Source organism: Pseudomonas sp. GW823-FHT02C02, assembly GCF_058797635.1.
Genome location: NZ_JBXAJV010000025.1, coordinates 46,989 through 65,961 on the forward strand (window position 1 = coordinate 46,989; position 18,973 = coordinate 65,961).

Here is an 18,973-nt window from a genome sequence, read left to right on the forward strand (position 1 = left end):
CACCACAAACCACGGTGGGAGCGAGCCTGCGCGCGAAGGCGGCGGGTCATTCACCGATGATGTCGAATGACACGCCGCCTTCGCGAGCAGGCTCGCTCCTACATGTCGAATTCACAGACGGTTCCAGGCCCATGGCAATCATCGGTTTGCTGCGGGCATAACGGCTCAGGCGTTCGGTCATGGCGTAGGGCATTGGCGGATCGAAGGAAAACCCTCGGCGTTCATAAAAGCCCCGCAAGTCCGGGTGGCAGAACAGCCAGACCGGTTGGTCGAGACCGCGCACCGCTTCGGCGATCAACGCCGCCGCGATGCCCTGTTCGCGACAGGCCGGATCGACGAACAACCCCGTCAACCAATGCCCGCCCGAGACCGGCCGCAAACACAGCGCGCCAATGATCTCCTCGCTTCTGGCGACCCACAGCTGAGCGTCGCGAACCGCTTTCATCGGCGATTGGTGGGCGCGATAAAACTTGTTCATCAGCGGCCATAACGGCTCGGCGAGCAGGGTGTACTGGGTGTCGGGCATGGGTTCGATCTGTCGGTGCGCAAAGCGGGTGATTATAAAAGAACGCGCGGCCGGCGATAGGTGTATACCTGATCTCACATCCCGTATGAGTGGAGTACGTATCATGGCCAAAGGCATGGATTCAAAAAAAGCGGCAAAGAAGAAACCGGCGAAAACCGCCGATGAAAAGCGTGCAGACAAGAAGGCCAAGAAGGTGGATGTGTTCGGTCATTGATCTCGCCACAAGGGAGCCCGGTCTTCGGGCTCCTGCTGCATGCCTAAAGAAGTAACCCAATAATCCGCAAGATTTCCCTGCGCCATTGCACAGAGGGGGACCGGTCCCCGATCTGAGCAACGCCATGCCCCATTACTTCGATGCCGCCCACGGGCAGACATTGCGAGTTCGTTTGATGCGCTGCAGCGCTACAGGCATTCCTGATTTTCCTCGCTGAACCGATTTTGTCCTCAATACTGGCCGACTAGTGGCCTTGCGCCCCTCTATCGACTGTCTACGCTGACTTCTAACTACCCATGTCGCTCGCCATATGAAAGATGGCGCAGCAAGAGTGCCCAACCCAAGGCGCCGACAGGGAGTAACAAGGAGCTGGCCGGTAAAGGGAATTACTTATGAAACAGTTAGGGCTGGCCCGGTCCCGGGCTATCAAGAGAAGGATGTCTTGATGAGTGCGTTGCTGCATGGACACTCCGATTGAACATCATTGATCACCTGACACTTCCTCCCGTGGAGGAACGCGTGTGCCTGTTCCATAGAACGTTGTGGTGGATCCGTTGAAAGACCAAAGACCTTTCATCAATCAAAAGAACGCGCTGAAGGTGATACGACCATGTTTAACCTACATCACAAGGCTGACCTGCTGGAAATCGAGCGCTATAGCTGCGCGTTGAGCGAAGCCAACGCCAAGTTGGCGGCGGTCAGTCGATCAATGGCGATGATCGAGTTCACGCCGGACGGCATCGTGCTGGATGCCAACGACAACTTTTGCAGTGTCATGGGGTACAGCGCCGACGAAGTGCGCGGCAAACATCATCGGATCTTTTGCGAGGAAGCTTTTTATCGCAGCGAGGCTTACGCGAAGTTGTGGCGCGACCTGGCCCGTGGCGAACCGGTGGGCGGGAGCTTCTTGCGCTTGAACAAGCGCGGCAAGGAGGTCTGGCTCGAAGCCAGTTACATGCCGGTGTTCGGTCCCGACCGTCAGGTTAAAAGCGTGATTAAAGTTGCCACTGACATCTCCGCCAGGGTTTACAAGGAACACGAAGAAGAAAGCATGCTCGCCGCCATAGGTCGTTCCATGGCGGTGATCGAGTTCACCCCCGAGGGCAACGTCATCACGGCCAACGATAACTTTCTGAAGACGATGCATTACTCGCTCAACGAAGTGGTGGGGAAACACCACAGCCTGTTTTGCCACCGCGCCGAATCCGAGTCGTCGGCTTACAAAGCGTTCTGGGCATCACTCAATCGCGGCGAGTATCACTCTCATCGTTTTGAACGCAAAGATAAACACGGCCATACCGTGTACCTCGAAGCGTCCTACAACCCTTTGTTCGACGCCAAGGGCCGACTCTACAAAGTGGTGAAGTTTGCCAGCGACATCACCCGGCAAATCGCCACGTTGCAAACCGCTGCGGAGTCGGCGCACAGCACGTCGGTGCAAAACGACGCCTGTGCACAGAAAGGTTCTCAGGTGGTGCAGCAAACGGTGCAGATCATCCAGGACATTTCCCGGGATTTGAACGAAGCCGCGCTCAGTATTGATGCCGTCAGCAAACAGTCCGACATCATCGGCACCATCGTGCAGACGATTCGCGGCATTGCCGACCAGACCAACTTGTTGGCGCTCAATGCAGCCATCGAAGCGGCCCGGGCCGGCGAGCATGGGCGGGGTTTTGCGGTGGTCGCCGATGAAGTACGCAGCCTCGCGGCACGCACGAGTCAGGCGACGCTGGAGATCGTCGATGTGGTGCGCAAGAACCATGACCTGTCGTTGAGCGCGGTGACCAGCATGCAGTCGAGCTTGAGCAGAACCGGACTTGGGGTGGAACTGGCGAACGAGGCGGGGGAGGTGATCCTGGAGATTCAGCAGGGATCGCGGCATGTGGTGGATGCGATCAGTCAGTTCAACGAAACGTTGCAGTTGAACTGACTGATCGCGTCGCGTCTCTTGTAGCAGCCGGCTGTGCCGGTTGCTGCATGAAGTGCAGGGCTCCCTGCCGTTAAAGCGAAGCGAGGAACTTGTCGACCACTTGGCTACTGCCTTTCTCACTGTTGGCGTTTTCTTTCTCGACCTGCGCCAGTTTGACCTTGTCCTCCGTGCGCTCGGCGATCTCTTTGGCGATCGCCTGTTGTTTCTCCGGTGGCATGGCTTGTACTTCTTCTTCAGTCAGCCCCATCTCTTGCAGAATGCTGTCGCGCAGGCGCTGCTCCGGCGTTTTGCTCATGTAGTCCTTGAAGTCGCTCATGGCGGCGCTGTCCGTGACCCTGGCTTTAACATCGGCCGGCAGTTGGAAAGACTCGAGCGCTTGCAATTGCACGCGGGTTTTGGCGAACGCTTCATCCACGTTGTCGCTGATTTTGCTCGCCTCGCTGACTTGCCGGGTGGCGTCCCGGGTGGCGGAAGTCTGCACCTGCGCGGTTTGCGCCTGAACGTTGCTTTGCAACGTTTGCAGCATCGCCCCCTGAAGGCCGGCAGCGGCTTCAGCCGCAGGATCATCGCCGGGCTTCTTGGAGAGCGGGATCATTAACGTTTGTTGTTTGGCACTGACCAACATGATGAATAGACCTTGCAGGTAGTTGTGGTGCGGTGCTTTGAGCAAATAGTATGCCTATAAGCAAAAACCACTATAAATCAACCAGTTAGTGAGTGCTGGCCGAGGGGGTGACGTGGGTTCTGCGGTTAGCCTTTGCCGCTTGGCGGCAAACAAGGCAGGGCATCAAGGCAGGCCATTGCAGCCGAACTTGAGGAACCCCGGACGTTGTGCCAGTCGCTGAAAATACTCGTCGATGGCCGGGTAATCGGGCCGCTCCATCGGGGTCATCAGCCAGCGGTTGACGGACAGCCCGATGACAATGTCGGCGAGGGTGAAGCGTGGCCCGGCGACGTAAGCTTTGGTCGCCGCGAGCTGGTGTTCGAGGATGCCCATCTTCTGGTTCCAGCCACGTACACCAGCAGCAATGTGATGCGGGTCCTGGAACTCCGGATCTTTACGCACCAATGCCGTGAACGCATAGCTCCATGAGGCATTGAGTTCAGTGGCTTGCCAATCCATCCATTGCTCGACCCGAGCGCGCGCGGCCGGTTCGTGGGGGAGCAGATCGGTGTTCTGGTGTTTGCCGGCCAGATAACGGCAGATGGTGTTGGACTCCCACAGCACTCCAGCGTCGTCGATGATCACCGGCACCAGCGCGTTGGGATTGAGCCGCAGAAACTCCGGTGTGTGGGTTGAGGTATAACCGCTACCCCAATCCTCGCGTTCGTAGGCAACGCCCAGTTCTTCACAGGTCCACAGGACCTTTCTGACATTGATGGACGACGCCTTACCCAAAATCTTCAGTGCATGTTCCATTGAGCTACTCCGTTAGCGATTCGACGCTTCAGGAATCTGACAGACATTGCGCGGTTTTCAAACCGGATCCGGCAACGCCGAGGCGGGCAAACCAAATGTGCGATCAAACAGCCAGTTGAACGCGAAGGTGTAGCACGGGATGAAAATGATCAGCGCCAGGTCCAGCAGGAAAGCCTGCACCAGGCTGATGTTCATCCACCAGGCGATCAGCGGGATGAGAAACACTATCAAGGTTAGTTGAAATCCCACGGCATGGGCGATGCGCCGTTTAACGGTGCGGGTGCGCGATGGCTGACGACGTTCCCAGCGCTCGAACACTGTGGTGTAGATGAAATTCCAGGTCACTGCGATGGTGGTGATGATGACGGCCAACGGCCCGGTGCTGCCAGGCGAGGTGCCGGACAGCAATGCCAGGCCCAGCGTCGAGAAGATCATGCCAAAGACTTCGAACAGCGACACGTAGACCAGTTTTCGTTTAACGCCTTGCATGGAGTTTTGCCTCTTTCTCGCGAACTTGAAGCCAGCAGCACTGGCGAAGGCGACGAAAGATAGCTTCAATAGTACTGACAGAAAAAGTCAGCAGCTTTCAGTTTTATTGATAGGACGAGGAATGAATTTCAACAGCGACAGCATCGAGTTGTTCCTGGCCGTGATCGAGCGCGGTTCGTTTTCGGCGGCGGCGCGTGCGCTGGGCAAAGTGCCGTCGGCGGTGAGCATGGGCATTGCCAACCTGGAAGCCGAGCTCGGATATCCGCTGTTCGATCGCAGCCATCGCGAACCGGTGCCGACGGCGATGGCCAGTGCGTTGGTGCCGCACGCGCGGTTGATCGCCGAACAGCTCAAGCAGCTGCAGGTGCATGCGATCGAGCTGTCGCTGGGGCTGGAAAGCAAGTTGTCCATTGGCGTCGTGGCAGACCTCGACAAGCGCCATTTGCTGGCCGCGATCAAGGTCATCGCCCAGCGTCATCCGCTCCTGGAGATAGAACTGCTCAGCGCGCCCCAGGACGATGTGCTGGCGATGCTCCACAGCGGTCGCGTCAGCGTTTGCCTGGCCTTCGCGGGGTTGAGCATGAACGTACTGGAGCGATTCCAGTTCGTCGGCACCGAGCGCGTGATCGCGACGCTTGCAGCGAACAATCCGATGTTTCAGGGCGAAGATTTGTTTCTGGAGGATCTGGTTCACGTGCGGCAAATCATCGTTGCCAGTCGCGACCTGCCGATCAGCGAAACCCGGCCTTTGGTGGGCGAATCCTATTGGCGCACCGACACCCTCGCCATGGCGCTGGAAATGGTCGAAGCCGGATTGGGCTGGGGCAATTTTCCGTTGTCGGTGGTCCAACCGTTACTCGATGCCGGAAGACTCAAGCGCCTGAGTTTCCGCAACATCGAGAACGGTCTGGTGCTGCCGGTGCACGCGGTATGGCTCAAGAGCCAGCCGTTGCAGAAAGGCGCGATGGCGTTTGTTGAACTGATGGGTCGCTGAGGCAATCCCTTGTGGGAGTGAGCCTGCTCGCGATGAGGACCTGACAGTCAACATTGATGGTGACTGACCCACCGCCATCGCGAGTAGGCTCGTGCCAACCTGGGTCAGGTACTTTCGCGCACCTTCAACTCAAACCCCATGTCCTGCACCGGTTTCGCCACGGTGTTGCCCGCCAGCAAGGTCAACATCAACTCCGCCGAACGTCGGCCAATCGCCTCGCGCGGGGTGCTGATGCTGCTCAGGCGCGGGACCATGTGCGCCGAGGCGGGCAGGTCGTTGAAACCGAGGATCGCCACTTGTTCGGGGATTTTGATCCCGCAACGCATCGCTTCAAGCAGGGCGCCCTGGGCCAGGTCGTCGTTGCCGAAGAAAATGGCATCGACATCAGGATGATTGGCGAGCAGTTGCAGGAACAGTTCGCCCCCCAGGCCGACGGAGGAGGCGCGCGGCGTCAGCACTTCCAGGTCCGGGTCATACAAACCGGCCTTTTGCAGGGCTTTGCGGAAACCTTCGCCGCGCAGCAAGGTGCGTTGATCCAGCTGCGCGCCGATGTAGGCCAGGCGCTTGCGCCCACGTGACAGCAAATGGTGCGCCGCCGTTTCACCCGCCGCGAGTTGCGAGAAACCCACGCAATTGAGCCCGGCGGCGCTGTCCAGTTCCATCATGTACACGCACGGAATGTTGCTCGCCTCGATCATCCGTCGCGAACTTTCGGTGCGGTCGAAACCGGTCAGCAGCAAACCGCGAGGCTGATACGCCATGTAATTGCGCAGCAGGTTTTCTTCTTCATCGCGCGAATAATGGAAGTTGCCGATGAGCACTTCGAAGCCCTTGGGGCGCAAAACCTGATGAATGGCTTCCAGCGTATCGATGAACAGCAGGTTGGACAGCGAAGGCACCAAAACCACCACCGAATGGCTCTGGGCCGAGGCTAAGGCGCGGGCGGCAGGGTTGACCACGTAGTTGAGTTCAAGGGCCGCTTTCTGCACTTTTTCCACCAGTTCGGTGGCCACCGTGCTGACGCCGCGCAAGGCGCGGGAGGCGGTGATCGGGCTGACACCGGCCAGGCGTGCCACTTCGTTCAGGGTAGGGCGGCCAGTGGTGCGCGTATTCTTATCGTTTTTAGTGGAGATCATCGGACGGCTTGCCAAACAAAATTCGAGGCACTAAGGTAGCGCTGTCTCGATGCAGCTGCAAATGCGTGAGGGGGTTTGCCTGATCCCCGCTTTTTGGCATTGGGAACGAACATGCTGCAACCCACAAAAATGACAAGAAGGCGTCGGCAACTTCTGCTTTTGCTCAAGCGTCATAACTGGCAAAGGTAGCGCTGTCTGCGCGCTGAGGTGTTACATGAATCATTCCATCACCGCCCTGGTCATCATGGGTGTTGCCGGTTGCGGCAAGACTTGCGTCAGCGAGGCCTTGTGCCAACTCAGCGGCGCGACCGCCATTGAAGGCGACACTTTCCACCCTGCCGCCAATATCGAAAAGATGAGCGCGGGCATCCCCCTGAACGACGAAGACCGTGCCGGCTGGCTCGACAGCCTGTGCGATGAATTGCGCCGCGTCGACGCTCAAGGCCAGCGCCCGGTGCTGACCTGCTCGGCCCTCAAACACAGTTACCGCGAACGTCTGCGCAGCGCCTTGCCGGGCCTGGGCTTCGTGTTCCTTGAGCTGACCCCTGAAGTCGCCGCTGATCGTGTCTCCCACCGGCCGGGCCACTTCATGCCTTCGACCCTGATCGACAGTCAGTTCGCCACCCTTGAATCCCCCGTTGGCGAGCCCTTGACCCTGGCGCTGGACGCTTCGAACCACAGCGTCGAGCAACTGGCGAAGCAAGCGCATGTCTGGTGGCAGGCCCATGGCCTGAAACAGGCCGTATGAGTTTTTTCCGAAGAGATAGCGCTGTCCTGATGGCGTGCGAGTTACCCGCTTTAATAACAACAACAACCAGGAGACACCCCTAATGTTTGGCATGTCCCACGAGACGTTCCTGCTGCTCGATGCAGTGGTCACGGTGATCGGGCTTATCGTCCTGATCACCAAGTTCAAGTTCCACCCGTTCATTGCCCTGATCATCGCCGCAGCCTTTCTCGGGCTGACCTCCGGCATGCCGATCGGCACCATCATCAAGGCGTTCCAGGACGGCTTCGGTGGGGTGCTCGGTTTTGTCGGGATCATCCTCGCGCTGGGCACGATGCTCGGCAAAATGATGGCCGAGTCGGGCGGGGCGGATCAGATTGCCCAAACCCTGATTCGTGCATTCGGCAAGGACAAGGTGCAGTGGGCGATGATGTTCGCCGCGTTCCTGGTCGGCATTCCGCTGTTCTTCGAAATCGGCTTCGTGCTGCTGATCCCGCTGGTGTTCATCGTCGCCCGACGTACCGGCGTGTCGATCATCAAGATCGGTATCCCGCTGCTGGCCGGTCTGTCCGCCGTGCACGGCCTGGTTCCGCCGCACCCGGGTCCGTTGCTGGCCATCGGCGTGTTTGGCGCTGACATCGGTAAAACCATTCTTTACGGTCTGATCGTTGCGCTGCCGACGGCCATCATTGCCGGTCCGATCTACGGCACGTTCATCGCCAAATACATCCCCGGCCATCCTAACCAGGAACTGGTGGATCAACTGGCACGTGAAAACGAATCTGCCGATCTTCCGAGTTTCTCCATCACCTTGATCACCGTGCTGTCGCCGGTTTTCCTGATGTTGCTCAAAACCTTTGCCGATGTGGTGCTGCCGGACGGTAACTTCTTCCGCACCTTCATGGACCTGATCGGTCACCCTATCTCGGCCCTCCTGCTGGCGTTGCTGCTGTCGCTATATACCTTCGGCTACAAGCAAGGCATTAGCTCCAACCAGATGCTCAAATGGCTGGACGCGAGCCTTGCGCCGACCGCTGCGATCATTCTGATCATCGGTGCCGGTGGTGGCTTCAAGCAGATGCTGGTGACCAGCGGTGTGGGTGACGTGATCGGCCACATGGCGGTGGAAGCGCAGATCTCGCCGATCCTGCTGGCCTGGCTGGTGGCGGCGGTGATTCGTGTGGCAACCGGTTCTGCAACCGTGGCGACCATTACTGGCGCAGGCATCGTGGTGCCGGTGGTGGGGATGATTCCGGGTGTGAACCGTGAGCTGCTGGTGCTGGCCACCGGTGCCGGTTCGTTGATTCTGTCTCACGTCAACGACGCGGGTTTCTGGCTGGTGAAGCAGTATTTCAACATGACCGTGGCGGAAACCTTCAAGACCTGGACCGCGATGGAAACCATCCTGTCCATCGTTGCGCTGGGCTTTATCCTGTTGCTGTCGATGTTCGTTTAAGCGGCTCTTTGTTTAAGCAAGGCGCAGGCACAAAAAAACCGCAGCAATGCGGTTTTTTTGTGGGTGATGATTTCATGGCCCAACACATCACCCTTGTAGGAGTGAGCCTGCTCGCGATAGCGGTGCGGCAGTTGACACTTCAATTGGATGTGATGGCCTCATCGCGAGCAGGCTCACTCCTACAGGTTAAGTGTTAGCCGGCGGATTTCGGGGCCAGGCCATCCGCCCGAAACATCCCGCGAATCCCACGCACGGCCTGACGAATCCGGTCCTGGTTTTCGATCAGCGCAAAGCGCACATGATCATCCCCATACTCACCAAACCCGACGCCTGGCGAGACGCAGACCTTGGCCTCGGCGAGCAATTTCTTGGCGAACTCCAGCGAGCCCAAGTGCGCATAGGCTTCGGGGATCTTGGCCCAGACATACATCGACGCTTTCGGATTCTCGACCATCCAGCCCAGTTCGTGCAGGCCTTTGACCAGAACGTTGCGACGCTGCCGATACTGCTCGGCGATGTCCTTGACGCACTGCTGATCGCCTTCCAGCGCCGCAATCGCCGCGACCTGCAGCGGGGTGAAGGTGCCGTAGTCGTGGTAACTCTTGATCCGCGCCAGGGCGTTGACCAGTTCAGCGTTGCCGACCATGAAGCCGATGCGCCAGCCCGCCATGTTGTAGCTCTTGGACAGGGTGAAAAATTCCACCGCGATGTCCTTGGCGCCGGGCACCTGCATGATCGACGGGGCTTTCCAGCCGTCATAGACGATGTCGGCGTAAGCGAGGTCGTGCACCACCAAAACGTCATACTGCTTGGCGAGGGCGATCACCCGCTCGAAGAAATCCAGTTCCACGCATTGGGCGGTGGGGTTCGACGGGAAGCCGAGAATCATCATTTTCGGTTTCGGGATCGAGCCGCGAATCGCGCTTTCCAGTTCAGCGAAGAAGTCCACGCCCGGGATCAGCGGCACCGAACGCACCTGGGCGCCGGCAATCACGGCACCGTAGATGTGAATCGGATAGCTGGGGTTCGGCACCAGCACGGTGTCGCCCTGGTCGAGGGTGGCCAGCATCAGATGCGCCAGGCCTTCCTTGGAGCCGATGGTGACAATGGCTTCGGTTTCCGGGTCGATATCGACCTCGTAGCGATCCTTGTACCAATTGGAAATGGCCCGGCGCAGACGCGGGATACCCTTGGACGTCGAGTAGCCGTGGGTGTCTTCGCGCTGGGCGACGGTGACCAGTTTTTCGACGATGTGTGGCGGAGTAGGGCCATCAGGGTTGCCCATGCTGAAGTCGATGATGTCTTCGCCACGACGACGGGCGGCCATCTTCAGCTCGGCAGTGATGTTGAATACGTAAGGGGGGAGTCGATCTATGCGCGCAAAGCGGCGCGGCGAACCTGGGTTAGCCATTGTTGCCTCGGTAACGTGAGCGCCCGGAACCGTCCGAGCGACGCTGGCCACTGCGGTGGCCTGTGGCGGAATGTAAGGGCTGTTGTGGCACACTGTCCAGCGACTCTGTAAACAAATTTGTCCGAAGGAACCCGGTTGATGGAATTTACCAGCGGCTTTCTGCTGAGCCTTTCGCTGTGCCTGGATATCGGCGTGGCCAACATCGCGATGATCACCCTGGCCATGCAGCGCGGCTATTTTCAAGGCTTTGCCCTGGGCTTGGGCACTTGCGTCGGTGACCTGATTTACGCGGTGCTGGCGTTGGCGGGCATGACCGTTTTGCTGCAATACGAAACCGTGCGTTGGGTGCTGTGGATCGGCGGTTCAGCATTGCTGGTGTATTTCGCGGCGAAGATGATCTATTCGGCGATTCACCATGAAGCGGTGTTGGCGCAGTCCGCCGAGGTGGGGCAGAACTCTCACCGCAAGGAGTTTTTCCGCGGGATTTTCCTGGCCATGTCGTCACCCAGCGCCATTCTCTGGTTTGCGGCCGTGGGCGGTACGCTCATCGCGCGCTCCGGTGGCGGTGATGCCGTCAGTTCGGCGCTGTTTCTCGGCGGTTTTCTGTGCGCCGGAGTGTTCTGGTGCGTCGCGTTGTGCTTCGCCGCGAGCCACGGCGGCAAGTTGCTGGGCGACAAACTGCTGCGTTACTCCTACATGGCATCAGCGGCGATCTTCTGCTATTTCGCGGTGTACGTGATTCTATCGGGCTATAACGAGTTTGTTGGTGCGGGCGCCGTCGAGCAGTTGCACGCCCTGTAATTAGGCGAATCGGGTTTGGCTTCTATACTCCCAGCCGAACCCATTTTTTTTGCAGCAAGGAGTTGAGTCATGGATGAGCAAACAGGCGTGAAACCGGCCGAGCCACGCTTCGAACATGGGCATTTTCTGCTCATTGCAGGGCTGGGTGGTCGATTTACCCAGCAGACCACACAAGGCATTCCCGAACTCTGGGAAAAATTCATTCCCGAGATGGGCAAGATACCCGGCCAAAAAGGTGAAGTGACCTACGGTATTTGCTGCAATCCCGATGGCAAAGGCGGGTTTGAGTACATCGCCGGCGTCGAAATCGCCAAACTCGACGACCTGCCCGAGAAGTACCGCTGGGTCGAGGTTCTACCCCAGCATTACGCGGTGTTCGAGCACAAAGGCACACTGGACCAGTTGCCCGCGACCTTTCAGTACATCTGGAAAACCTGGCTGCCGCAGTCCGGCCATCAGGCGGCGGACGCGCCAGAGTTCGAACGCTACAGCGAAGACTTCAACCCGAAGCTCAACACCGGCGTGCTGGAAATCTGGCTGCCGCTAAAAGACAAATGACCGCATCAAGAGGCGGACCCACCTCCGCCTCTTGATCGTTACTTGCTCCGCTTCATCCGTCGCGACCGCATCACGTCAATCGACAACGTCACAAAGCCAAACGTGCTGATGCCCAACAGCAAGAGAAGTCCGATCTGAACGCTGCTCATGGTGTGTTCCCCCTATCGATGATCAGAGACAGGCAACACCAATAATCCGATCCGATCGGCAATGAAAGCGCCTATACGAAGGCTTTACGACATCAGCAGTGATCGATATGAACACCTTATTAATTTATGATCCCCAGCCTTTCCCACGCTGAATCCGAGCTGCCATGAACACCGTCATCCGCCACGTCACTCCCGCCGACCTGGACCGCTGCTTCGCCATCGAAACCGTTGCCTACGAAGGCGACGAAGCCGCTACCCGGGAAAAAATCGCCACGCGCATTGCCACCTGGCCCGACGGTTTCATCGTCGCCGAAGTGGACGGCGTTGTAGCCGGTTTCATCAATTCCGGTGCGGCGTTTCAGGTGGAAATGTCAGACGAAGCGTTCAAGGAGCTGATTGGCCACGACCCGGCCGGGCCGCACGTCGTGATCATGTCGGTGGTGGTGCACCCGGATTTTCAGGGGCAGGGGCTGGCGAAGCGTTTGATGGGCGAATTCATCGAGCGCATGCGGGCGATGGGCAAGACCCACATCCATCTGATGTGCAAGGAACGGCATATTCCGCTGTACGCCGGATTCGGCTTTGCCTACATCAAGCCGTCGGCCTCCGACCACGGCGGAATGGCGTGGCATGAGATGGTTCTGGCGCTGTAACCAAGGTATATCAAGCACCGAAGATCCCCTGTGGGAGTGAGCCTGCTCGCGATGACGGCATAACATTCAACAGAAGTGTCGACTGTCAGACCGCCATCGCGAGCAGGCTCGCCCACATTGGTTAGGGGGCGTGTCAGTAAAGACTGTCCCGCACCCGCGCCGGTGCTTCCCGGTCATACGTTTCGGCATCGAACTGCCCGTCATTCAAGCGCTTGTGAAAAGCCCCCGCCGTTGGCAGTGCCGAGCGCTCCAGATGCTTCTCGGGGTTCCACAAATCCGAACGCACAATCGCTTTCGAGCAATGGAAGTACGCCGCGTCCACGGTCACCAGCATCACTGTGCGCGCTGGTTTGCCGTTCACCGCAAAGCTCTCCAGCAACGTCGGTTCCGCGCTGATCTGCGCCGTGCCGTTGACCCGTAACGTCTCGCCGATGCCGGGGATGATGAACAGCAGCGACACCCGCGAATCGAGCACCACATTGCGCAGCGTGTCGATGCGGTTGTTGCCCGGACGGTCCGGGATCGCCAGGGTCTTCGGGTCGATGATCCGCACGAATCCCGGCGTGTCGCCACGAGGCGAACCGTCCAGGCCATCAGGCCCGGCCGAGCTGATGATGACCAGCGGCGAGGCACGGACCATGGCCTGATAGTCCTCGTTCAGAAAGGCAATCTGTTTGCGCACGGCGCGGTCGCGGGGTTGGCCGTAGATTGCTTCCAGTGCTTCGATGCTGTCGAGCATAACCACCTCAGAAAATCAGGCTCATGCGCCGTTCATAACCGATCCGGCCCTTGTACGCCTCGCCGCTGTCGACCCAGCCAAATTTTGCATAGAGCGCAATGGCGGCCTCATTGTCCGCGTCCACCGACAATTCCAGCGCTTTGATTTCCGGAAACGCCAGCCGGGCGACGTCGGGCAAAGCTTGCAGGCAAGCCTTCCCATAACCTTTGCCTTGAGCGCGTTGATCGACTTGCAACGCATGCAAGGTCGCGCTGTGTTCATCGGCCCAGGCCGGCAACACGGGCGGGCGTTTGAGCAGCAGGAAGGCCACGGGAACCTCCTCGGCCAGTAGCGCAAATCCCTTGACGCCGGGGCCGGGTTTGGACAGCAAGGTGTGCAATGCACCGTGGATGTCGCCGGAGAATTTAATCTGCTCTTTATGCACTTCGATGGCCTCGATCTGCTGGCGCTGGCGCGCGTTCAGGCTTTCGTAAGGCACGAGTCGGATTGTCACTGGAGTGTCCTTTTTCCAACAAAATAGGCGTTGGATTCTAACGAGTTTGCATTCATGGATTATTTTTATTTCGACTGTCGATTTGGCGGTGCGCCAGACGACTAAGGGTGTCTTCACAACAAAAACCACGGAGAACCACCATGAACGCAACCCAAGAAATCCAGGCCCTGATCGACACCTATCGTGAGGCGGTCATCGCCAAGGACGTCAAAAAACTCATGACGCTGTATGCCGACGACATCGTCTCCTACGACGCGGTCAAGGCCTTGCAGTTTCGCGGCAAGGCGGCTTACCGCGCGCATTGGGAAGAGTGCATGGAAATGTGCCAGGGCGCGCACACGTTCGACTTCGCCCACTTGAACATCGTCGCGGACGAGCACATCGCCTTCGCTCACTGGCTGGCCCATTGCGGCGGCACCAACGAACAAGGTGAAACCCAGGCCTGCTGGATGCGTGTGACCGCCTGCTATCGGCGCGATGCCGGGCAATGGCGCATCGTCCATGAACACTGGTCGGCCCCGTTCGACATGACCAGCGGCACGGCGCTGTTCAACCTTGAACCCTGATCACCGGGCTGTTTATCGGGAAGCAGCGCCAAAACGCCAATCAGCAGCCATAGTTGATCAGTTCGATCCGGGAGAGCCCACATGAAGTACCTATGCCTGGTCTACAGCAACGAACAGGAGTTGCACTCGCTGCCCGACAGTCCCCATGACGCCGAGTGCATGGCCTACGCCGAGGCGATCCAGGGCAGCGGCCGGATGATCGCGGCCGAGGCGCTGGAATCGGTGCAGACCGCGACCACCGTGCGCATGCGCAACGGCAAGATGTCGATCACCGATGGCCCGTTCGCCGAAACCAAGGAGCAGTTGGCCGGCTTCTACCTGATCGATGCCAAAGACCTCAATGAAGCGATCCAGGTCGCCGGCGACATCCCGGCGGCCCGGGTCGGCAGCGTCGAGGTGCGGCCCGTTCGCCAATTGAATCCCTGAATAACAAGCACAAGACAGGAGATCCCCATGAGTCCGCAACCCTATAAACATCAGCCTGCCGAATTCGAGCTGTCCATCAGTCGTCTGATCGACGCGCCGCGCCGCAAGCTCTTCCGCGCCTGGACCGAGCCGGCCTTGCTCACTCAATGGTGGGGACCGCATGGCATGACCACGCCGGAGTGCGAAATGGATCTGTGGGTCGGCGGCCAGTTTCGCACCCTGATGCGCGCACCGGACGGGACTGAGTATCCGACCATGGGAGTCTTCCTGGAAATCGTCGCGCCTGAACGCCTGGTGTTCACCGACGCGTTCACTCCCGGGTGGATTCCTTCGGGCAAACCCTTCATGTCGGCCGAAGTGACCCTCGAAGACAAGGACGGCAAAACCCTCTACACCGCCCGGGCCATGCACTGGTCCGAAGAAGATCGTCAGGCCCACGAGGCCATGGGGTTTTACGATGGCTGGGGACAAAGCCTCGATCGCTTGGTGATGCTGGTGACTGAAGGCATGCCGGACTGATGATTGACGCTTCGGTCACGGCGCGGGTCGAGCAGGTCTACCGCGAAGACTCGCGGCGGATTCTGGCGACGCTGATCCGCTTGCTTGGCGATTTCGACCTCGCCGAAGAGGCCCTGCACGAGGCATTTTTCGTCGCGGTCGAGCGTTGGCAGCGTGACGGCGTGCCGGATAACCCGCGCACGTGGCTGGTGTCCACCGGGCGCTTCAAGGCCATTGATGTGTTGCGTCGGCGGGCACGTTTTGCCGCGTCCCGGCCGATGTTGATTGCTCAACTGGAGGAGCTGGAACAGGCCGACTGGAGTGATGAGGACGTGGAAGACGATCGTTTGCGGTTGATCTTCACCTGTTGTCACCCGGCCCTCGCGTCGGATGCCCAGGTGCCGTTGACCCTGCGCGAAGTGTGCGACCTGACCACGGAGGAAATTGCCCGCGCCTTTCTCTCGGCACCGGCGACCATCGCCCAGCGCATCGTGCGCGCCAAAGCGAAAATCCGTGACGCGAAAATCCCTTATCAAGTGCCGACACTGGCGGAACTGCCCGAGCGTCTCGACAGTGTGCTGAGGGTGATTTACCTGGTGTTCAACGAAGGCTACTCGGCGTCTGTCGGCGCCGAACTGACCCGCGAAGACCTGACCCGCGAAGCGATCCGGCTCGGGCGGCTGTTGATGGAGTTGCTGCCGGAATCGGAAGTGATAGGGCTGCTGGCGTTGATGCTGTTGCATGAATCACGACGCCCGGCCCGCACGTCGGCGAGCGGTGAACTGATCGTGCTGGATGAACAGGACCGCTCGTTGTGGGATGCCGGGATGATTGCCGAAGGTTGCGCGCTGGTGGAGGCGGCGCTGACCACCGGACGGTTCGGGCCTTATTGCCTGCAAGCGGCGATTGCGGCGGTGCACGCCGAAGCGCCCACGGCGGGGGAGACGGACTGGCAGCAGATTGTGGGTTTGTATGACGTGCTGCTGGCGGCGGTGCCTTCACCGGTGATTGAGTTGAACCGTGCAGCGGCGATCTCCAGGCGAGACGGACCGTTGGCGGGGCTGGTGTTGGTGGACGGGATTCTGGGTCGGGGTGATCTGCTGGATTACCACTTGGCGCATTCGGCGCGGGCGGAGTTTTGTCGGCAGTTGGGGAGGCGTGAAGAGGCGCGGGCGGCGTATGAACGGGCGCTGGAATTGACGCAGCAGGTGCCGGAGCGGCGGTTTATCGAGGCGCGGATCAAGGCGCTGAGGTGATGTGAACTGACGGGCCCCATCGCGAGCAGGCTCGCTCCTACGGGGGGCGTACACAGATTTTGTGATCACCGCGATCCACTGTGGGAGCGAGCCTGCTCGCGATAAGGTCCGCAGGACCTTCATTCCAGCAGCTTGCCGAGCAACCAGCTCCCTGCCGGCCCCGGCGGATGCAGTCGCGACCACAAGGCATCGACAAACACCGGTTTCGGCCAGCCCCGCACGTCCAGCTCCTGCAATGTCCCCGGGCCAAACCGCTCCACCAACCATCGCGGCAACGGTGCCCAGCCAAACCCGCCCTGGGCCATTTCCAGCAGCATCAGGTAACTCGGCGCCGACCAGACACGTCCCTTCGCACGGCTTTCATACGGATTGACGATCGTCGCCAGACGCAACTCCCGATGCTTTTGCAACACGTCTTGATCGACGAGGCCCAGCGCTGCCAATGGATGCTCGCGGGACACGAACAGGGCAATTTCCGTGCGTTCATCCACGGTCGAGCTGACCAGGTCCGGCGGGTAACTGTCCTGCTTTTCGGCAAAGGCCACATGCGCCCGGCCGCTTTGCACCAAGGCCACCAGGTCATCGCATTCCGCGATCAGGCATTCGAGTTCAAGGTCCGGATAACGCTGATCGAACGCGCTCAACGCCGCTTCGAAACGGTCGGACTGATAAGTGTCGGAAATCGCCACCGTCAACTTCGGCTCGACCCCTTGGGACAGCAGACTGGCGGTCATTGCCAGGCGGCTGGTGGCGGCCAGGATCTCCTCGGCCCGCTGCAGCATCACGTGCCCGGCCGGGGTCAGGCTCGGCTTGCGGCTGCTGCGGTCGAACAGGAGCAGGTTCAGATCGATTTCAAGGCTGGCAACCGCTGCACTGATGGTCGACTGGCTGCGGCCGAGTTTGCGTGCTGCCGCAGAAAACGAACCTTGCGTCGCCGCCTGGACAAACGCTTGCAACACTTCCTGAGAAGCCATGAACTATCGCCTTTGTCGATGGTTATTGGTTAGGAAGTATCGACGTAGGGCTGGATGATGGCAACCACAGTCACTCAGAGATTCCTGATCATGAGCGTCAACAAATCCATCACTGAACGTATTTTCCAGGCCATCGCTTTCGAAGTGCTGGCCATCCTGATCTGTACGCCGCTCCTGGCGTGGATCATGGACAAACCGATGCTCGAGATGGGCATCGTCACGTTGGTCATCGCCGCCCTGGCGCTGGCCTGGAACGTGGTCTTCAACGGGCTGTTCGACCGTTTGCTCAAACGCTACGGCATCGTGCACAACGCCTGGGTAAGGGTTGTCCATGCGCTGTTGTTCGAAGGCGGGCTGGTGGCGATGGGGGTGCCGCTGATTGCGTGGTGGCTGAACGTCAGCCTGTGGCAGGCGTTCCTGCTGGATATCGGCGTGTTGCTGTTTTTCCTGCCATACACCTATGTGTATCACTGGGCGTATGACGTGGTGCGTGAGCGCATGTTGGTGGTGTCTACTGCTCGCTAATCCAGAGTGAACCGTTTTTGTGGCGAGGGAGCTTGTCGGATCGCAGCACCGTCCCGCTTGAGTGCGAAGCGCTCGCAAAATCTTCGACAGTTACCGAGATTTTGGGGCTGCTTCGCAACCCAGCGGGAGCGAGCTCCCTCGCCACAGGTTCAGGGGTTACAGGAACATCCCACCGGACGCTTCAACGCGCTGGCCGTTGATCCACTGGCTGCCCGGCGCCAGCAGTAAAGCAATCGCAGCGCCGATGTCATCCGGCTGACCCACCCGACCCAACGCGGTATTGCCGGCAATGTAGCTGTTCACGTCGCTGTTATCGCGCACGGTGCCACCGCCGAAATCGGTTTCGATGGCGCCCGGTGCCAGGGTGTTCACGGAAATGCCGCGGGCACCGAGTTCCTTGGCCTGATAGCGGGTCAGCACTTCCATCGCGCCTTTCATCGCTGCGTAAGCACCGTAACCCGGCAAACTGAAACGGGTCAGACCGCTGGATACGTTGAGGATGCGCCCACCGTCCGCCATCAGCGGCAGCAGGTTCTGGGTGAGGAAGAACGGCCCTTTCAGGTGGATGTTCATCAGCAGATCGAACTGGGCGACGGTGGTGTCGACGAAGTTCGCGGTCAGGCCAATGCCGGCGTTGTTGAGCAAGAAGTCGAAGTGCTGGCGATCAAAACGGCTGTGCAACACATCGGCGACCTGGGTGGCGAAGGCTTCGAAGCGTTCGCTTTGGCTCACATCGAGTTGCAGCATCACCGCCTGAGCGCCGAGGCTTTCGATGTCGGCGACCAGTTCTTGCGCCTCATCGGCCTTGCTGTTGTAGGTGCCGATTATGTCGACGCCTTGGGCGGCCAGATGCAGGGCTGCGTTTTTGCCGAGGCCGCGGCTGGCGCCAGTGATCAGTGCGATTTTACGGTTCATGGGACTTCCTCAAAGGTGGTGAGTGACGGTGTGGAGGAAGTTTATTTATCCGCCCTGAAGTGATAAACAGGATGAAATCGGAATCACTGGTCGGTTAATCCGAACAATACAGGGGCG

21 protein-coding genes and 2 pseudogenes are annotated in these 18,973 nt (G+C 59.3%); 13 read left to right on the forward strand and 10 right to left on the reverse strand.

The window, feature by feature from the left end; translation table 11 throughout:
• Positions 1 to 46: 46 nt before the first annotated feature.
• The gene (locus AC1ROI_RS31200; protein ID WP_102594223.1) at positions 47 to 526 is read right to left on the reverse strand and encodes a GNAT family N-acetyltransferase; all 480 of its coding nucleotides are present in this window, start codon (positions 524 to 526) and stop codon (positions 47 to 49) included.
• A 929-nt stretch (positions 527 to 1,455) separates the two neighbouring features.
• Here AC1ROI_RS31200 and AC1ROI_RS31205 point away from each other — a divergent pair.
• Both AC1ROI_RS31205 and AC1ROI_RS31210 read left to right on the forward strand, forming a co-directional pair.
• Positions 1,456 to 2,118: pseudogene (locus AC1ROI_RS31205) on the forward strand (PAS domain-containing protein); the annotation flags it as partial.
• Positions 2,119 to 2,244: 126 nt separating this feature from the next.
• A pseudogene (locus AC1ROI_RS31210) lies at positions 2,245 to 2,670 on the forward strand (methyl-accepting chemotaxis protein); the annotation flags it as partial.
• Between the two features lie 70 nt (positions 2,671 to 2,740).
• On the opposite strand, the gene AC1ROI_RS31215 reads toward AC1ROI_RS31210, so the two are convergent.
• From AC1ROI_RS31215 to AC1ROI_RS31225, 3 genes are all read right to left on the reverse strand, one after another.
• On the reverse strand, positions 2,741 to 3,295 hold the full coding sequence (locus tag AC1ROI_RS31215; RefSeq protein WP_083377273.1) for a hypothetical protein: 555 nt from the start codon (positions 3,293 to 3,295) through the stop codon (positions 2,741 to 2,743).
• A 162-nt stretch (positions 3,296 to 3,457) separates the two neighbouring features.
• Positions 3,458 to 4,090, reverse strand: coding sequence for a glutathione S-transferase family protein (locus AC1ROI_RS31220; RefSeq protein WP_102594221.1), 633 nt, complete (start codon positions 4,088 to 4,090; stop codon positions 3,458 to 3,460).
• 57 nt (positions 4,091 to 4,147) lie between these two features.
• On the reverse strand, positions 4,148 to 4,579 hold the full coding sequence (locus AC1ROI_RS31225) for a PACE efflux transporter (RefSeq protein ID WP_102594220.1): 432 nt from the start codon (positions 4,577 to 4,579) through the stop codon (positions 4,148 to 4,150).
• Between the two features lie 121 nt (positions 4,580 to 4,700).
• On the opposite strand from AC1ROI_RS31225, the gene AC1ROI_RS31230 reads away from it, so the two are divergent.
• Positions 4,701 to 5,573 carry a LysR family transcriptional regulator gene (locus tag AC1ROI_RS31230; RefSeq protein ID WP_102594219.1) on the forward strand — a complete coding sequence of 291 codons (873 nt, stop codon included), beginning with the start codon at positions 4,701 to 4,703 and terminating at the stop codon, positions 5,571 to 5,573.
• A 104-nt stretch (positions 5,574 to 5,677) separates the two neighbouring features.
• Here AC1ROI_RS31230 and gntR read toward each other — a convergent pair whose 3' ends face one another.
• Entirely contained in the window at positions 5,678 to 6,709 is a 1,032-nt protein-coding gene (gene gntR, locus AC1ROI_RS31235; protein ID WP_010457329.1) for an HTH-type transcriptional regulator GntR, read from the reverse strand.
• A 214-nt stretch (positions 6,710 to 6,923) separates the two neighbouring features.
• On the opposite strand from gntR, the gene AC1ROI_RS31240 reads away from it, so the two are divergent.
• Together AC1ROI_RS31240 and AC1ROI_RS31245 are read left to right on the forward strand one after the other, a co-directional pair.
• Positions 6,924 to 7,457, forward strand: coding sequence for a gluconokinase (locus AC1ROI_RS31240; protein ID WP_010457327.1), 534 nt, complete (start codon positions 6,924 to 6,926; stop codon positions 7,455 to 7,457).
• A gap of 82 nt (positions 7,458 to 7,539) precedes the next feature.
• The gene (locus AC1ROI_RS31245; RefSeq protein WP_102594218.1) at positions 7,540 to 8,892 is read left to right on the forward strand and encodes a GntP family permease; all 1,353 of its coding nucleotides are present in this window, start codon (positions 7,540 to 7,542) and stop codon (positions 8,890 to 8,892) included.
• Between the two features lie 193 nt (positions 8,893 to 9,085).
• Here the strand turns inward: AC1ROI_RS31245 and alaC are convergent, their stop codons facing one another.
• Positions 9,086 to 10,303, reverse strand: a complete 1,218-nt coding sequence (gene alaC / locus AC1ROI_RS31250; protein WP_102594217.1) for an alanine transaminase — start codon at positions 10,301 to 10,303, stop codon at positions 9,086 to 9,088.
• A gap of 138 nt (positions 10,304 to 10,441) precedes the next feature.
• Here alaC and AC1ROI_RS31255 point away from each other — a divergent pair, with 138 nt between their 5' ends.
• From AC1ROI_RS31255 to AC1ROI_RS31265, 3 genes are all read left to right on the forward strand, one after another.
• Positions 10,442 to 11,104: a LysE family translocator gene (locus AC1ROI_RS31255; protein ID WP_077748680.1), complete on the forward strand. Its 663-nt coding sequence runs from the start codon at positions 10,442 to 10,444 to the stop codon at positions 11,102 to 11,104.
• Between the two features lie 69 nt (positions 11,105 to 11,173).
• Positions 11,174 to 11,662, forward strand: a complete 489-nt coding sequence (locus AC1ROI_RS31260) for a GyrI-like domain-containing protein (protein WP_010457321.1) — start codon at positions 11,174 to 11,176, stop codon at positions 11,660 to 11,662.
• Positions 11,663 to 11,975: 313 nt separating this feature from the next.
• On the forward strand, positions 11,976 to 12,464 hold the full coding sequence (locus tag AC1ROI_RS31265) for a GNAT family N-acetyltransferase (RefSeq protein WP_010457320.1): 489 nt from the start codon (positions 11,976 to 11,978) through the stop codon (positions 12,462 to 12,464).
• Between the two features lie 133 nt (positions 12,465 to 12,597).
• Here AC1ROI_RS31265 and AC1ROI_RS31270 read toward each other — a convergent pair whose 3' ends face one another.
• Both AC1ROI_RS31270 and AC1ROI_RS31275 read right to left on the reverse strand, forming a co-directional pair.
• Positions 12,598 to 13,203, reverse strand: coding sequence for a pyridoxamine 5'-phosphate oxidase family protein (locus AC1ROI_RS31270; protein ID WP_102594216.1), 606 nt, complete (start codon positions 13,201 to 13,203; stop codon positions 12,598 to 12,600).
• A gap of 7 nt (positions 13,204 to 13,210) precedes the next feature.
• Positions 13,211 to 13,696, reverse strand: a complete 486-nt coding sequence (locus AC1ROI_RS31275; RefSeq protein ID WP_102594215.1) for a GNAT family N-acetyltransferase — start codon at positions 13,694 to 13,696, stop codon at positions 13,211 to 13,213.
• Positions 13,697 to 13,836: 140 nt separating this feature from the next.
• On the opposite strand from AC1ROI_RS31275, the gene AC1ROI_RS31280 reads away from it, so the two are divergent.
• From AC1ROI_RS31280 to AC1ROI_RS31295, 4 genes are all read left to right on the forward strand, one after another.
• Positions 13,837 to 14,262, forward strand: coding sequence for a YybH family protein (locus AC1ROI_RS31280; RefSeq protein WP_083375907.1), 426 nt, complete (start codon positions 13,837 to 13,839; stop codon positions 14,260 to 14,262).
• A gap of 81 nt (positions 14,263 to 14,343) precedes the next feature.
• A complete protein-coding gene (locus tag AC1ROI_RS31285; RefSeq protein ID WP_102594214.1) occupies positions 14,344 to 14,688 on the forward strand; it encodes a YciI family protein in 345 nt (114 codons plus the stop codon).
• Positions 14,689 to 14,715: 27 nt separating this feature from the next.
• Positions 14,716 to 15,207, forward strand: a complete 492-nt coding sequence (locus tag AC1ROI_RS31290) for an SRPBCC family protein (RefSeq protein WP_010457306.1) — start codon at positions 14,716 to 14,718, stop codon at positions 15,205 to 15,207.
• Positions 15,207 to 16,442 (forward strand): RNA polymerase sigma factor, encoded by a 1,236-nt coding sequence (locus AC1ROI_RS31295; RefSeq protein WP_102594213.1) that lies wholly within the window; start codon positions 15,207 to 15,209, stop codon positions 16,440 to 16,442. Before AC1ROI_RS31290 ends, AC1ROI_RS31295 begins: the two co-directional genes overlap by 1 nt.
• 119 nt (positions 16,443 to 16,561) lie before the next feature.
• Here the strand turns inward: AC1ROI_RS31295 and AC1ROI_RS31300 are convergent, their stop codons facing one another.
• Complete coding sequence (locus AC1ROI_RS31300; protein WP_102594212.1) at positions 16,562 to 17,416, reverse strand: LysR family transcriptional regulator; 855 nt, start codon at positions 17,414 to 17,416, stop codon at positions 16,562 to 16,564.
• Positions 17,417 to 17,506: 90 nt separating this feature from the next.
• Here AC1ROI_RS31300 and AC1ROI_RS31305 point away from each other — a divergent pair, with 90 nt between their 5' ends.
• Positions 17,507 to 17,941: a multidrug/biocide efflux PACE transporter gene (locus AC1ROI_RS31305; protein ID WP_102594228.1), complete on the forward strand. Its 435-nt coding sequence runs from the start codon at positions 17,507 to 17,509 to the stop codon at positions 17,939 to 17,941.
• 156 nt (positions 17,942 to 18,097) lie between these two features.
• On the opposite strand, the gene AC1ROI_RS31310 is transcribed toward AC1ROI_RS31305, so the two are convergent.
• Positions 18,098 to 18,856 carry an SDR family NAD(P)-dependent oxidoreductase gene (locus AC1ROI_RS31310; RefSeq protein WP_102594211.1) on the reverse strand — a complete coding sequence of 253 codons (759 nt, stop codon included), beginning with the start codon at positions 18,854 to 18,856 and terminating at the stop codon, positions 18,098 to 18,100.
• Positions 18,857 to 18,973: the final 117 nt, after the last annotated feature.

Coding starts and splice junctions, on each gene's coding strand:
- AC1ROI_RS31285 (WP_102594214.1), top strand. CDS start 14,344: ATGAAGTACCTATGCCTGGTCTACAGCAACGAACAGGAGTTGCACTCG.
- gntR (WP_010457329.1), bottom strand. CDS start 6,709: ATGATCTCCACTAAAAACGATAAGAATACGCGCACCACTGGCCGCCCT.
- AC1ROI_RS31260 (WP_010457321.1), top strand. CDS start 11,174: ATGGATGAGCAAACAGGCGTGAAACCGGCCGAGCCACGCTTCGAACAT.
- AC1ROI_RS31300 (WP_102594212.1), bottom strand. CDS start 17,416: ATGGCTTCTCAGGAAGTGTTGCAAGCGTTTGTCCAGGCGGCGACGCAA.
- AC1ROI_RS31200 (WP_102594223.1), bottom strand. CDS start 526: ATGCCCGACACCCAGTACACCCTGCTCGCCGAGCCGTTATGGCCGCTG.
- AC1ROI_RS31215 (WP_083377273.1), bottom strand. CDS start 3,295: ATGTTGGTCAGTGCCAAACAACAAACGTTAATGATCCCGCTCTCCAAG.
- AC1ROI_RS31230 (WP_102594219.1), top strand. CDS start 4,701: ATGAATTTCAACAGCGACAGCATCGAGTTGTTCCTGGCCGTGATCGAG.
- alaC (WP_102594217.1), bottom strand. CDS start 10,303: ATGGCTAACCCAGGTTCGCCGCGCCGCTTTGCGCGCATAGATCGACTC.
- AC1ROI_RS31240 (WP_010457327.1), top strand. CDS start 6,924: ATGAATCATTCCATCACCGCCCTGGTCATCATGGGTGTTGCCGGTTGC.
- AC1ROI_RS31270 (WP_102594216.1), bottom strand. CDS start 13,203: ATGCTCGACAGCATCGAAGCACTGGAAGCAATCTACGGCCAACCCCGC.
- AC1ROI_RS31220 (WP_102594221.1), bottom strand. CDS start 4,090: ATGGAACATGCACTGAAGATTTTGGGTAAGGCGTCGTCCATCAATGTC.
- AC1ROI_RS31245 (WP_102594218.1), top strand. CDS start 7,540: ATGTTTGGCATGTCCCACGAGACGTTCCTGCTGCTCGATGCAGTGGTC.
- AC1ROI_RS31305 (WP_102594228.1), top strand. CDS start 17,507: ATGAGCGTCAACAAATCCATCACTGAACGTATTTTCCAGGCCATCGCT.
- AC1ROI_RS31225 (WP_102594220.1), bottom strand. CDS start 4,579: ATGCAAGGCGTTAAACGAAAACTGGTCTACGTGTCGCTGTTCGAAGTC.
- AC1ROI_RS31295 (WP_102594213.1), top strand. CDS start 15,207: ATGATTGACGCTTCGGTCACGGCGCGGGTCGAGCAGGTCTACCGCGAA.
- AC1ROI_RS31290 (WP_010457306.1), top strand. CDS start 14,716: ATGAGTCCGCAACCCTATAAACATCAGCCTGCCGAATTCGAGCTGTCC.
- AC1ROI_RS31310 (WP_102594211.1), bottom strand. CDS start 18,856: ATGAACCGTAAAATCGCACTGATCACTGGCGCCAGCCGCGGCCTCGGC.
- AC1ROI_RS31265 (WP_010457320.1), top strand. CDS start 11,976: ATGAACACCGTCATCCGCCACGTCACTCCCGCCGACCTGGACCGCTGC.
- AC1ROI_RS31255 (WP_077748680.1), top strand. CDS start 10,442: ATGGAATTTACCAGCGGCTTTCTGCTGAGCCTTTCGCTGTGCCTGGAT.
- AC1ROI_RS31280 (WP_083375907.1), top strand. CDS start 13,837: ATGAACGCAACCCAAGAAATCCAGGCCCTGATCGACACCTATCGTGAG.